Source organism: Sulfitobacter sp. (genome assembly GCF_041552635.1).
Classification (GTDB): Bacteria; Pseudomonadota; Alphaproteobacteria; order Rhodobacterales; family Rhodobacteraceae; genus Sulfitobacter.
Map to the genome: position 1 here is coordinate 1 of NZ_JBFEKM010000124.1, position 12,590 is coordinate 12,590.

The following is a 12,590-nucleotide window of genomic DNA, read 5'->3' on the forward strand; positions in this document are numbered from 1 at the left end:
ATCCCGCGAGGGCCATCACATGTGCGATCCCGTTGCCCATCTGGCCTGCGCCAACGATGCCGATTGTTTGGATGTCCATGGCCTGTCCCTTTTTTGTTTGATCGCAGCATAGGGCGGGCGAGGTGGGGCCTGCAAGTGCTGGATTTACCGACAGCTTTTCATAAATCGAATCCTTAAGGGAATCGCAAAACCTAATGTGCAATCTAGACGGTGGGTGAGTTTAAAAAAGGTGGGTGATATGACCTATGATGCTATGGGGCCGGGGGCCCTGGACTATTTGCCGTGCCGCTATGGCGCTTCAAAACTTTTATTCAGGGGGCCAAGGCGAAAGCTGGATAAACCCTATGTGGCCTTTGTTGGTGGCACTGAAACCTATGGGCGATTTATTGAAAAACCCTTCCCGTCGCTTGTTGAGGAAGAAACAGGGCTGGTTTGTGCAAATTTCGGATGCCTCAATGCCGGGATAGACGTTTTTGCCCATGATCCCTTTGTGCCCGGTGCGGCTGCGGATGCCAAGATTACGGTTATGCAGGTGATGGGGGCGCAAAACATGACGAACAGGTTCTATTCGGTGCATCCACGCCGCAACGACCGGTTCGTAGCGCCATCAGATTTGCTGAGGACGATATTTCGCGAAGTCGATTTCTCGGAATACCATTTCAACAAGCATTTGTTGATGGGGCTTCAGAAGGTATCGCCGGAACGCTTTGAGACCGTCTACAAGGAATTGCAGTCGGCATGGGTCGCGCGGATGCGGCTGATGATGGGGCAGATGCGTGGCAAAACTATCTTGCTATGGTTCGCGGGGCACGGCCCGTCTGATCATTCTACGGAACACGCCGGTTTGGGACCTGACCCACTTTTCGTGACCCGCTCGATGATGGAACAGGTGGAACCCTATGTGACCAAGGTTGTAAAAGTTGTGCCTTCACGGCGTGCCCGGCAGGACGGCACCAACGGGATGGTGTTCAATCCGCTAGAAGCGCATACCGCCGAAGAATTGCTGGGCGTCCAAGCGCATGAGGAAGCAGCCGCAGCAATTAGCCAAGCAATTGCCGAGCTCTCATAAAAAAAGGCCCGCCAAACAGGCGGGCCTTTTCAATTTGTCGGATGCTTTTCTTACAGCTTTTCGATCAGTTCTGGGACAGCTTCGAAGAGATCGGCAACCAGACCGAAGTCGGCAACCTGAAAGATCGGCGCTTCTTCGTCTTTGTTAATGGCGACGATGATCTTGCTGTCTTTCATGCCGGCCAGGTGCTGAATCGCACCTGAAATGCCGACCGCAACGTAAAGCTGGGGTGCGACAACCTTACCAGTCTGTCCAACCTGCCAGTCGTTCGGCGCATAGCCCGAATCGACCGCAGCGCGGGATGCGCCCACGGCGGCCCCCAGCTTGTCGGCAAGTTTTTCAATCAACGCAAAGTCATCTTCGGAGCCTACACCACGACCACCGGACACAACAACGCCAGCCGACGTCAGTTCGGGACGGTCGCTTGCTGCGACGTGATCTTCGACCCATGACGACAGGCCGGGATCTGCAACCGCAGACATGGTTTCGACCGAAGCAGAGCCACCCAATTCAGCTGCGTCAAATGTCGACGTCCGGAAAGTGATGACCTTCTTGGAGTCAGACGATTTGACAGTCTGGACCGCGTTGCCCGCATAGATCGGACGCTCGAACGTATCGGCATCAACCACGCCTGATGCATCAGAGATAATCATCACATCCAACAAGGCTGCGACGCGCGGCATGACGTTTTTCGCATCTGTCGTCGCAGGGGCGACGATGTGGTCATAATCGCCAGCCATCGATACGATCAAGGCCGCTGTCGATTCTGCCAGACGGTGGCCAAGTGTGTCGTCTTCGGCAACCAGTACCTTGGACACGCCAGCGATCTTCGAGGCTTCTTCGCCCGCTGCGGCAGCCGACCCGCCCGCGCACAGAACGGTCACATCGCCCAGCTTTTGTGCTGCGGTCACGGCCTTTGCTGTGGCGTCCATGGCCAACGCACCATCAGTTACTTCTGCAAGGAGTAGAACAGCCATTACACGGCCCCCGCTTCTTTAAGTTTCGCCACAAGTTCATCGACAGAGTCGACCTTGATACCGGCTGCACGTTCTGCCGGTTCAACGGTTTTCAGAATTTCCAACCGGTTGCCGATTTCAACGCCGTAATCTGCGGGCGTCTTTTCATCCATCGGCTTTTTCTTGGCCTTCATGATGTTGGGCAAGGACGCATAACGCGGCTCGTTCAGGCGAAGATCAACAGTCACGACCGTTGGCATCGACACTTTGATCGTCTGCAAGCCACCGTCAACTTCGCGTGTTACAACGGCGCTGTCGCCATCAATTTCGACCTTGGACGCAAAAGTCGCTTGCGACCAACCCAGCAGGGCGGACAGCATCTGGCCTGTTGCGTTCATGTCATTGTCAATCGCCTGCTTGCCGCACAGCACCAGGCGGGGCTGCTCTTCGTCAACGATTGCCTTGAGGATCTTTGCGACGGTCAGTGGCTCGATATCGTTGTGCACGTCATCGGTTGCAACAACCAGAATCGCGCGGTCAGCACCCATGGCCAAAGCGGTACGCAAGGTTTCTTGCGACTGCTTCACGCCAATCGAAACAACGACGACTTCGTCAACCTGACCAGCCTCTTTGAGGCGGATTGCCTGTTCGACGGAAATTTCGTCGAACGGGTTCATCGACATTTTTACGTTGGCAAGATCAACACCCGTTCCGTCCGCTTTGACACGTACTTTTACGTTGTAGTCGATCACGCGCTTAACAGGTACCAATACCTTCATGGGCGATTTCTCCTCGGTTTACGCTTTGGGGCTGGTCGCCCCGGTCATGTTAGCTCTGTGTGGGTGTAACGAAGCATTTCGGTGTGAAACAGCATAAAAACGGCGTTTCAGGTGTTTCCGACGCGGCGTTTTGGGCGATTGTCTACCGGTTTGCCCCCGGAACCCACAAAACGTCGTCCTTTCCGACATTATTTGCGATGCGGGCTGCGACGAAAAACCAGTCGCTCAGCCGGTTCAGATAGCGCACAGCGGCCTCGTTTACGTCTTCTTGTTCTGCCAGCAAAACTGTCAGCCGCTCTGCGCGGCGCGCCACGGTGCGGCAGACATGCAGATGCGCGGCCAGATCTGTCCCGCCGGGCAGGATAAAGCTGCGCAGCGGTTCAAGATTCGCGTTCATCACATCAATTTCGCGCTCTAAGCGGTCAACCTGTTCGGGAACAATGCGCAGGGGGGTATATTCGGCTTCGGCGTCGGCGCTCATGTCGGGTCGGCACAGGTCGGCACCGATATCAAACAGGTCGTTCTGGATTCGCGACAACGCCGCATCGGTTTCGTCTTTGGCGGCAAGGCGGGCAACGCCGACAAAGCAATTCAGTTCGTCCGTGGTGCCATATGCGTCAACGCGGGCATCGTGTTTCGGCACACGGCTTCCGTTTCCAAGCGCTGTGTCGCCCTTGTCGCCGGTGCGGGTATAGATTTTATTGAGAACGACCATCAGCCAGCCTCCTTACGAAAATAGACATAAATCACGATCAGAACGACAGCGATGAACTGCGCGATGATCCGCCATCGCATCAGCTTGTTTGAATTACGCTTGTTGAATTCGCCGCCACCTGCAAAGCCGCCAAGCCCGAAGATCAAGACAACCACAACCGCGATAACGGCAATGACAACGAGGACGAATAGAGGATCAGCAGGCATGAACATTCCTTTCGTGTTGCGCGAAGATGTAGCGGGGCAAGCGTATTGCGCAACCTCAATTTAGCGTGCCAACACCCAATCAAGGGCGCGTGTCGGCAAGATGCGGCGTAAAATACCGGAGATATAGGTCGGTGTCGTGACATAATAGCGCGGGCGCGGTCGCGGCGATTCGAGGGCGTTAATCAGCTTTCTGACCACGGCTTCGGGGGGCAGTTCAAAAGCATCGGGGCCGCGGCTTTCGTACAAACGCTTGCGCAAGACGGTTTCGTACTGGGTTTTGCGCGGCGACGTTTCCCATTTGATCCAGCGTTCGAAGTGGGGGATTGAATTGACGCGAATTTTCGATGTAACGGGGCCGGGTTCAATCAGGATGATCTTGATCGGTGTATCGCGCATCTCGATGCGCATCGTGTCTGTCAGACCCTCAAGCGCGAATTTTGTGGCGTTATAGGCCCCGCGCCATGGCATGGTCACCAGCCCAAGCACGGATGAACATTGTACAATCCGCCCGTATCCTTGGGCCCGCATGACGGGCAGAACCGCGCGGGTCAACTCGTGCCAGCCGAAAAAGTTGCTCTCGAATATGGCGCGCAGGGCATCGGTGGGCAGGTCTTCGACAGCGCCCGGTGTGCCGTGGGCACCGTTGTTGTAAAGTGCATCCAATGTGCCGCCGGTCGCCTTCAGCACGAGTGAAAGGGCCGCGTGAATGCTGGCCGTATCGGTGTAGTCCAGCAACGGGCTGTCGAAACCTTCGGCAATCAGGCGGTCGCAATCGGCCTGCTGGCGGCAGGCTGCAAACACGCGCCAACCGCGATTACGCAACCCATGGGCCGCTGCGTACCCGATGCCCGACGAACATCCCGTCATCAAAATTGTTTTGCCAATCATAAGATCAGGCATAAGAAAAGGCCCCCGCTTCGGAGGCCTTTCATCGCGTGTTCTACGTGTGATGGCAATGCGTTAGCTGCTGGTCAGAAGGAAATCGGCGATCCAACCGACCCGACCATCATCAACTGCGCGCATTTGCACCCATCCGTTGCCAAGGTCTTCGATCACCTCAACAGCGTCGCCGCGGACAAGACGTGTAACAACGCCAAAGTCTGTTCCCGGTCCGCCGCGCACATTTACCCGATTGCCGGAAACCGAACGGATATCGTCTGTCGCGCTGGACGTGATGATGTTTGCGCCGGTGTCATTGGGGACGATCAGGCTGGGGATGATGGCGGGCGTATCTGTGCTGGACGTCGATGATCCGAATTTTACCGGCACATATTTTACTGGCGCTACTTGTGTGGCCGCTTGTGCGTTGTCCACCGTCATCGAAGCACGAACGACATAGTCGGAGGCTGAAGAGCCGCTAAAACCCGGGGGCGTTGTGTCGGCAGGCACCACTTTGGCAACTTTCTGCGCCGGGGCAACTTTTACTGGTGCTTCTACAGCCGCTGGGGCTGTCTGTGCTACGACCGTTTCAGTTTCGGATGCGTTTGCTTCCATCTGGGGGCGTGTGGGTTCGAAATCTGCGCCACCGCTCATCTCGTAATAGGTCCAACCCAAAAAGCCGAATGTGAGTAGAATAAACCGTGTCATCGTTGAATCCCCAAGTTGGCAGCAAATCGGGAACCGGGCAGCTGGCCCCCACATTGTTATGTTACAACAACTTAACGTGATCGACGCGCAATTGGTTCCGAATTCTTTTTCGAAAGGGGACAAAACTACGGCGCTTGGTTGTCGTTCAAAACCACTTTGCCGCAAACAGCCGCTTGCCGCGTCACGCCGGCTTGGCTAAACACCGGGGATGGCAGAAATTACCGATCCAGCAGATCTTGATCCCCGCAATACAACCGAACCCCTGCGCCTTGCGTTGGGGGATCGGTATCTGACCTATGCGCTGTCCACGATCATGCACCGCGCGCTGCCTGATGCGCGTGACGGGCTAAAACCTGTCCACCGGCGTATTCTTTATGCGATGCGCGAACTGCGGCTTAGTTCCAACGGCGGGTTCCGCAAATCGGCCAAGATTTCCGGCGATGTGATGGGTAACTATCACCCGCACGGCGATGCCGCGATCTATGACGCGATGGCCCGTTTGGCCCAAGATTTTAACGTCCGCTATCCGCTGGTCGACGGGCAGGGGAATTTTGGTAATATCGACGGCGATAACCCCGCCGCCAGCCGATATACCGAAGCGCGCATGACCGCCGTTGCCGAGGCAATGCTGGAGGGGCTCAACGAGAACGCCGTCGATTTCCGCGAGAATTATGATGGTACGCTGACCGAACCGGTGGTGCTGCCTGCGCAGTTTCCTAACCTGCTGGCCAACGGGTCGTCCGGCATCGCTGTGGGCATGGCGACGAACATCCCGCCGCATAATATCTCTGAACTTGTTGATGCCTGCATCCACCTGATCAAGACTCCCGATGCCCGCGATGACACGCTGCTGAATTTTGTGCCTGGCCCCGATTTCCCGACCGGCGGGATTATCGTTGAGCCGCCCGAGAATATCGCCAACGCCTACCGCACCGGCAAAGGTGGCTTCCGGTTGCGCTGCCGGTGGAACGTCGAGGACTTGGGCCGCGGTGTCTGGCAGATCGTCATCACCGAAATTCCCTATCAGGTTCAGAAGTCCAAGCTGATCGAAAAGATCGCTGAGCTGATCCAGCTTAAGAAGATCCCTATTCTGGGTGATGTGCGCGACGAATCGGCCGAAGACATCCGGCTGATCATCGAGCCACGGTCCAAAAACGTGGATCCCGAGGTGCTGATGGGCATGCTTTACCGCAGCTCCGATCTTGAGGTGCGATTTTCGCTCAACATGAACGTGTTGATCGACGGCCTGACACCCAAGGTCTGTTCGATGAAGGAAGTGCTGCGGGCATTCCTTGATCACCGCCGCGAAGTGTTGCAGCGCCGGTCTGTCCACCGGATGGAGAAAATCGACCACCGGCTTGAGGTGCTTGAAGGTTTCATCATTGCCTTCCTGAATCTGGATCGCGTGATCGATATCATCCGCTATGACGAAGACCCCAAGGCCGCCTTGATGGCCGAGGATTGGGGCAAAAAGCATATCCGCGCGACCGACGAATCCGATTATGTGCCGCCTGCGCCGACCACTGAAAATTCGCTGACCGAAATTCAGGCCGACGCAATTTTGAACATGCGTTTGCGGTCTTTGCGCCGTCTCGAAGAGATGGAGCTGCTGCGCGAGCAATCGGAATTGATGGCGGAGCGCGCAGGTTTGGAAGACTTGTTGGACAGCGAAGCCCTGCAATGGGAAAGCATCATCGACCAGTTGCGCGCCACGAAAAAGCAGTTCGGCAAGGACTGGAAGATAGACGGCGTCAGTGTTGGTCTGCGCCGCACGACGTTTGCCGAAGCTGGTGTTGTCGAAGATGTCCCACTTGAGGCGATGATCGACCGTGAACCGATTACCGTGGTCTGTTCCGAAATGGGTTGGATCCGTGCGATGACTGGCCATATCGACCTGAATCGCGAGTTGAAATTCAAAGACGGTGACGGCCCGCGTTTTGTTTTCCATGCTGAAACCACTGACCGGCTGTTGGTGTTCGGATCAAACGGGCGGTTCTATACGGTTGGCGCGGTCAGCTTGCCCGGCGGGCGCGGCATGGGCGAACCCTTGCGGTTGATCGTGGACCTGCCGAACGAAGTCCAAATCATTGATATCTTTATCCATAAACCGGGCCGCAAGCTGCTGGTGGCATCCTCAGCCGGGGATGGTTTCGTGGTGCCCGAAGATGACGTATTGGCGCAAACCCGCAGCGGTAAACAGGTCCTGAATGTGCGCGGCGACGTCAAGGCGATGATCTGCGCACCGATCAAGGGCGACGCCGTTGCTGTCGTTGGCGAGAATCGCAAAGTACTTGTTTTCGGCCTTGATGAACTGCCTGAAATGGGCCGTGGCAAAGGCGTGCGTTTGCAGAAATACAAAGACGGAGGCATGTCGGACGCCACGACGTTTACCATGTCCGAAGGGCTAAGCTGGCTTGATCCGGCGGGGCGCACGCGCACGGAATCCGATTTGACTGAATGGACCGGAAAACGCGCAGGATCGGGCCGCATGGCTCCGCGTGGTTTCCCGCGCGACAACCGCTTTGGCTGATCGGCAGTCCCCGTGACCGACGCCGCGCTGACCTTTCCTGCGGCACAGCCCGAGGGCATGCAGGTGGCCTTTGTCGGTAAACGCGGCGCACTGTTTTGGTTGGCGCTCAAGACCGGTTTCTTGACCATTTTGACGCTGGGGTTTTACCGGTTCTGGATGAAAACGCGGATGCGTCGGTGGTATTGGTCGTCAATTCGGGCCGGCGGACATCCGATGGAATACGTCGGCGATCCACTGGAAAAGTTGCTGGGTTTCTTCATCGCCGTGGTGATCCTGACATTCTATATCGGCATCGTAAATCTGGTGCTGATGTTTGTCAGCTTCTCTGTGTTTTCAAGCGCGTCGCTTGGATATCTGGCCAGCTTTGCAGGGGTAATTCCGCTGTGGTTTTATGCACGCTACCGCGCACGACGGTATGTTCTGGGGCGCACGCGCTGGCGCGGGGTCCGCTTTGGGTTGGAAAAGGGGGCCTGGGGCTATGCATGGCGGGCCTTGGTGCATTGGACGATTACGATTGTCAGTTTGGGTCTGCTGTGGCCCCGCATGACATTTTGGCTTGAGAAATACATGACCGATCGCACGTATTTTGGATCGGCGCGGCTGCATCAGGGCGGCAGCTGGCCGATGCTGTACCGCGCGGCAATCCCGTTTGTGCTTTCGGTTTTGTTGCTTGGCGGGGGTGCGCTTTGGCTGTTTTGGATTGATCCGATCGTGGTGTCGGCTGACATCACCCTCGAAGGGGTGACACGCAGTTTTGACGAACTGATCGAAGGGGGCACGCCCGCCATGCCCGTCGTCGGGGTCGAACGTCTGCTGATCTTTCCGGTGGGCATTTTGGGGCTGATCTATGGGGCGATCCACTACCGTTTTGCCTCTAGACGGATATTGGCGAACCATAAGACGTCCGAGGGGATTTCGATGGCATCGCGCCTAAGCGGCCCCCGCGTCGCAAGCATCTATGTTTTCGGCAGTTTCATCGCCTATCTGGTGCTGGTTCTGGGGATCGTCGCGCTGATTTTAGGGGCAATCGGCACCTTTGGCGTGGGAGCGTTTATGGGGGTCGATACGGGGCCTTTCTCGTGGGGGGATGGCCTTTCGCAGGGGCTGCGTGTGGTTCTGTTTGCATCATTTTATCTGGTGGTATTTCTGATGTGGAACGTGGTCTATAACACGTTTGTTACCTATCCCTTGATGCGACACATGACCAAGACGCTTTCATTTCCAACGCGTTACGGTCTGCGTCACATCAGCCAGCGCAGCCGCGATGAATTTGCCGAAGCCGAAGGTTTTGCCGAAGCGCTGGATCTGGGGGCGGCAATATGAGCATCGGATTTGACGCGTTTGGATCAGCTTACTTCGACGGGGACCGTCCCGTCAGCCAAGAGGTCAGCCTGCATATCGCGAACCAGAATTTGCAAATCGGGCTGGATGACGGCAACACGCTGTTTTGGCCTGTCAAAGACATCCGCATTTTGCCTGATGGTGCGGGCAAGCAAGGTTTTATGCTGCGCGTGACCAATGAACCATTGGCGCGGCTCTTCGTGACCGATCCCGACCTGATCGCATATTTGCCGAACCCGACGCGCCGTGCACCGCCCAAAGGGCGCGGCAGGCTGGCAGCATGGGCCGTGGCCGCAGTGGCGGCCGTAGCGGTGCAGATTACCGTGCTTGTGCCACTGCTGGCCGACCGTTTGGCGGTTTTCATCCCCCCCGAGGGAGAGCGCGCGTTAGGCGAAGCGACGTTCGAACAAATTCGTCAAGCTCTGGATGATACCGGGCTGGCCCCTTTGCCGGTTTGTGAGAACCCCGCCGGCGTTGCCGCGCTGGAACGGATGACTGCCGGGCTGAATGGCGGCGACGCGATCATAAACCTAAGCGTGCAGGTGTTGGATCACGAGATGGTGAACGCCTTTGCCCTGCCGGGCGGGTTTGTCGTGATCTTTCGTGGGCTGATTGACCAGGCCGAAACGCCGGACGAGGTCGCCGCCGTGCTGGCCCACGAAATTGGCCATGTGGTCAGCCGGGATCCGACGCGCCATGCGTTGCGATCGGCGGGCTCTATCGGTGTGTTGGGGTTGCTGTTGGGCGATTTTGCAGGCGGTGCGGCGGTGTTGTTTCTGACCGAACGCCTGATCAGTGCGAATTACAGCCAGCAGGCCGAAACGGATGCGGATGCCTTTGGATATACACGGCTTGAGGCGGCCAATGTATCGCCAGCAGCCCTTGGCACGATGTTTGAACGATTGCGTGCCGAACATGGTGATGGCAACGCATTGATGGCGCATTTTCTAAGCCACCCCAGCCTGTCAGCCCGCATTGAAAACGCACGTGCAGCGGCGAATGAGAACAGCAATTACGCGCCAATTCTGGACGATTCTGCGTGGGACGATTTGAAATCGGTCTGCGATTAAACTGCTTCGGCCATGAGCCATACACCGCCTTCTGGCCGCAAGGTCAGAATCATCACCGGGTCCGGGCTTTTGCCTTTTACCGCCGTAAATTTGAACCGCGACAGCAAGGTCGCAAGAATAATCACCGCCTCTTGCAGGGCAAAGCTGGCCCCGATGCAGATGCGCGGCCCGTCGCCAAAGGGCAGGTAGGCATAGCGGTTGATCGACTTGCGATCGGCAAAGCGGTCGGGCCGAAAGGCGTCAGAATCATCCCACAGCATTTCATGGCGTCCCAAGGCATAGACGGGCACCATTACGGTATCGCCGGGGCGAATCGCGGTGCCTGCCAGCGTGTCGGCCTTTTGCGCGGTGCGTGAAATCAGGCCCGCAGGCGGATACAGCCGCAAAGCCTCGTCTATGATTTGGCGGACATAGGGAAGGTCTTCAACGTCATCACCGCATGCTGCGCGACCTTGCAGGACTGATTGCGCCTCGGCGCGGGCCTTTTCTTGGACGGCTTGGTCAAACCCCATCAGGTATAACGCCCATGACAGCGTTACCGCAGTTGTCTCGTGGCCGGCCACGATGAAGGTTAGCAGATTATCACGCAGTTCAGCAGTGTTCATCTTGCGCTTGGTCTTGGGGTCAACGCCTTCAAGTAGCAAATCCAGTAGATCAGGCGCGCGTAGTGGGCCGCGCTTGGCGCGCGCCTCGATTGCGCCATCAGCCATCTGTTTCATGTCTTTCAGCGCCTTGCCCGACAGCGTACGACCGGGGCGCGGGATCCAGCCCGGAAAGCCCAGAATATCAAACAGGCTGATCTTGCCCGCCTCGGCAATGTAGTCTTCGATTGCGCGGTGCACTGCCTTGCGGTCAAAGGCGTCACCTGAGAACGTTACGTCAGAAATCACATCGAAGGTCGTCGTGACCATTTCATCCAGCAAGTTAATCGCGCGCGGGCCTGCGGCGGCGATGCGTGCGCAGGATCTTTCAGCGGCGTTGGTCATGATCGGCGATAGGTTCAGCATGTTTCGTGCAGAAAACACCGGGGCGGCGGCACGTCTTTGCCAGCGCCAGTGCGCCCCTTCGGCAATGAACAATGATTCTCCGATGGCGGGTTTCAGCAGGCTTTTGGTGACGACGGATTTTGGATAGTCCTCAAGCCGGTCCAACAATATCTCGCGGATTGCGGGCGGGTCCATCAGCATATGCCACCGCTTCCCGATGTTGCCAGATACAATAGGCTGCTGCGTCGCGGATTCGGGAATGATGCTTAGGATATTGCGCCGCGCCAGTTGCAGGCTTTTCAAGATCCCCACAGGTTCTTTGACCAATGGAACACGGACAGGATGGCACGGTGTGGCGGTGTTCATTCATGGGTCCTTGTATGCGGGCTTGGCCAATTTGGGTGCCGGGGTCGTCCAGTCAAGACGGCAAAAGATTGCACCCCAGCAGGGCATACGGTATCGCAAAGCGTATCTTTGCGCCGGGGGAGGCAATTAATGTTCCGTATTCTAGCCGTTTTGATAAGTATCGCGTTCCTAACTGCCTGCAACGGTGCGTCTGATCTGCAAAAGCCGCCGGTCCCGTTGGGCGACTTTAATTTGTACCATAACATCGTGGTTGCACCCAAGGTGCAAGAACTGCCGATCAGCCGCAAAGTTAGCGAAGAAGTGCTGACGACGGCCGTCAAAGACGCCATTGCCGAACGGTTCGACCGCTACGATGGCATGCGCAACTATCATTTCGGTGTCAGCGTCGAAGGCTATGTGCTGGCCCCTCCGGGGGTGCCGCTGGTGCTGTCGCCCAAGTCTGTGATGATCCTGAACCTGACGGTCTGGGATGACGCGGCCGGCAAAAAGCTGACCGGTGACAAGCCGCACCAGATCACGGTTTTCGAATCTTTTGATCAGGGGCCAATCGTCGGATCAGGTTATACCAAGACAGCCGAGGAACAGCTGAAGAACCTTAGCCAGAATGCAGCCAAGTCGATAGAGAAGTATTTGGTCAAGCAAAACGAGGCTGAGGGCTGGTTTAACAGGCCCGCCGATGCCGTGATCCAGAGAGAGAAATTGCCAGGCGCCGGGGCAGCGGCCAGCGAATAGGCGACAATAACTTAAGCAAAGGCTGCATGAACCGCGAACATGCGCTTGATTTTATGCGTCAGACCCAATACATCGCCCGCCAGATAGGTTTGGGTCTGACGTAGGGCCCTCGTTAATATAAAGGGCTGCTCCATGGCTAAGGCAAAGTTTGAACGTAATAAACCACACGTTAACATCGGCACGATCGGTCACGTTGACCACGGCAAGACGACGTTGACAGCTGCGATCACCAAGTATTTTGGCGATTTCAAAG

13 protein-coding genes are annotated in these 12,590 nt (G+C 56.7%); 6 read left to right on the top strand and 7 right to left on the bottom strand.

From position 1 onward, the window contains the following. The first annotated feature begins 238 nt into the window (after positions 1-238). Positions 239-1,069 carry a DUF6473 family protein gene (locus tag ABYT07_RS14375; RefSeq protein ID WP_372992731.1) on the top strand — a complete coding sequence of 277 codons (831 nt, stop codon included), beginning with the start codon at positions 239-241 and terminating at the stop codon, positions 1,067-1,069. A 50-nt stretch (positions 1,070-1,119) separates the two neighbouring features. Here ABYT07_RS14375 and ABYT07_RS14380 read toward each other — a convergent pair whose 3' ends face one another. From ABYT07_RS14380 to ABYT07_RS14405, 6 genes are all read right to left on the bottom strand, one after another. After that, positions 1,120-2,046, bottom strand: coding sequence for an electron transfer flavoprotein subunit alpha/FixB family protein (locus tag ABYT07_RS14380; protein ID WP_372992732.1), 927 nt, complete (start codon positions 2,044-2,046; stop codon positions 1,120-1,122). Continuing rightward, on the bottom strand, positions 2,046-2,804 hold the full coding sequence (locus tag ABYT07_RS14385) for an electron transfer flavoprotein subunit beta/FixA family protein (RefSeq protein WP_372992733.1): 759 nt from the start codon (positions 2,802-2,804) through the stop codon (positions 2,046-2,048). Before ABYT07_RS14385 ends, ABYT07_RS14380 begins: the two co-directional genes overlap by 1 nt. Positions 2,805-2,946: 142 nt before the next feature. Then, positions 2,947-3,519 (bottom strand): cob(I)yrinic acid a,c-diamide adenosyltransferase, encoded by a 573-nt coding sequence (locus ABYT07_RS14390; RefSeq protein WP_372992734.1) that lies wholly within the window; start codon positions 3,517-3,519, stop codon positions 2,947-2,949. Continuing rightward, on the bottom strand, positions 3,519-3,725 hold the full coding sequence (locus ABYT07_RS14395; RefSeq protein WP_372992735.1) for a twin transmembrane helix small protein: 207 nt from the start codon (positions 3,723-3,725) through the stop codon (positions 3,519-3,521). Before ABYT07_RS14395 ends, ABYT07_RS14390 begins: the two co-directional genes overlap by 1 nt. Before the next feature lie 60 nt (positions 3,726-3,785). Next, positions 3,786-4,613 carry an SDR family NAD(P)-dependent oxidoreductase gene (locus ABYT07_RS14400; protein WP_372992741.1) on the bottom strand — a complete coding sequence of 276 codons (828 nt, stop codon included), beginning with the start codon at positions 4,611-4,613 and terminating at the stop codon, positions 3,786-3,788. 72 nt (positions 4,614-4,685) lie between these two features. Further along, a complete protein-coding gene (locus ABYT07_RS14405) occupies positions 4,686-5,312 on the bottom strand; it encodes an SH3 domain-containing protein (RefSeq protein ID WP_372992736.1) in 627 nt (208 codons plus the stop codon). Positions 5,313-5,520: 208 nt separating this feature from the next. Here ABYT07_RS14405 and parC point away from each other — a divergent pair, with 208 nt between their 5' ends. From parC to ABYT07_RS14420, 3 genes are read left to right on the top strand one after another with little or no spacing between them, the layout of a single operon-like run. Then, positions 5,521-7,842, top strand: coding sequence for a DNA topoisomerase IV subunit A (gene parC, locus ABYT07_RS14410; RefSeq protein WP_372992737.1), 2,322 nt, complete (start codon positions 5,521-5,523; stop codon positions 7,840-7,842). A 57-nt stretch (positions 7,843-7,899) separates the two neighbouring features. After that, positions 7,900-9,165: a DUF898 family protein gene (locus tag ABYT07_RS14415; protein WP_372992742.1), complete on the top strand. Its 1,266-nt coding sequence runs from the start codon at positions 7,900-7,902 to the stop codon at positions 9,163-9,165. Beyond that, positions 9,162-10,253: a M48 family metallopeptidase gene (locus ABYT07_RS14420; RefSeq protein ID WP_372992738.1), complete on the top strand. Its 1,092-nt coding sequence runs from the start codon at positions 9,162-9,164 to the stop codon at positions 10,251-10,253. The genes ABYT07_RS14415 and ABYT07_RS14420 overlap by 4 nt, the downstream gene beginning before the upstream one ends. Here the strand turns inward: ABYT07_RS14420 and ABYT07_RS14425 are convergent. Beyond that, positions 10,250-11,605 (bottom strand): cytochrome P450, encoded by a 1,356-nt coding sequence (locus ABYT07_RS14425; RefSeq protein ID WP_372992739.1) that lies wholly within the window; start codon positions 11,603-11,605, stop codon positions 10,250-10,252. The two genes, ABYT07_RS14420 and ABYT07_RS14425, sit on opposite strands and share 4 nt — an antisense overlap. A gap of 129 nt (positions 11,606-11,734) precedes the next feature. Here ABYT07_RS14425 and ABYT07_RS14430 point away from each other — a divergent pair, with 129 nt between their 5' ends. Further along, on the top strand, positions 11,735-12,337 hold the full coding sequence (locus ABYT07_RS14430; RefSeq protein WP_372992740.1) for a hypothetical protein: 603 nt from the start codon (positions 11,735-11,737) through the stop codon (positions 12,335-12,337). A gap of 132 nt (positions 12,338-12,469) precedes the next feature. Next, on the top strand, positions 12,470-12,590 hold a 121-nt coding region (locus ABYT07_RS14435), incomplete at its 3' end, for a GTP-binding protein (RefSeq protein WP_233499485.1).

Coding starts and splice junctions, on each gene's coding strand:
- ABYT07_RS14430 (WP_372992740.1), top strand. CDS start 11,735: ATGTTCCGTATTCTAGCCGTTTTGATAAGTATCGCGTTCCTAACTGCC.
- ABYT07_RS14425 (WP_372992739.1), bottom strand. CDS start 11,605: ATGAACACCGCCACACCGTGCCATCCTGTCCGTGTTCCATTGGTCAAA.
- parC (WP_372992737.1), top strand. CDS start 5,521: ATGGCAGAAATTACCGATCCAGCAGATCTTGATCCCCGCAATACAACC.
- ABYT07_RS14400 (WP_372992741.1), bottom strand. CDS start 4,613: ATGATTGGCAAAACAATTTTGATGACGGGATGTTCGTCGGGCATCGGG.
- ABYT07_RS14395 (WP_372992735.1), bottom strand. CDS start 3,725: ATGCCTGCTGATCCTCTATTCGTCCTCGTTGTCATTGCCGTTATCGCG.
- ABYT07_RS14415 (WP_372992742.1), top strand. CDS start 7,900: ATGCAGGTGGCCTTTGTCGGTAAACGCGGCGCACTGTTTTGGTTGGCG.
- ABYT07_RS14385 (WP_372992733.1), bottom strand. CDS start 2,804: ATGAAGGTATTGGTACCTGTTAAGCGCGTGATCGACTACAACGTAAAA.
- ABYT07_RS14405 (WP_372992736.1), bottom strand. CDS start 5,312: ATGACACGGTTTATTCTACTCACATTCGGCTTTTTGGGTTGGACCTAT.
- ABYT07_RS14375 (WP_372992731.1), top strand. CDS start 239: ATGACCTATGATGCTATGGGGCCGGGGGCCCTGGACTATTTGCCGTGC.
- ABYT07_RS14390 (WP_372992734.1), bottom strand. CDS start 3,519: ATGGTCGTTCTCAATAAAATCTATACCCGCACCGGCGACAAGGGCGAC.
- ABYT07_RS14380 (WP_372992732.1), bottom strand. CDS start 2,046: ATGGCTGTTCTACTCCTTGCAGAAGTAACTGATGGTGCGTTGGCCATG.
- ABYT07_RS14420 (WP_372992738.1), top strand. CDS start 9,162: ATGAGCATCGGATTTGACGCGTTTGGATCAGCTTACTTCGACGGGGAC.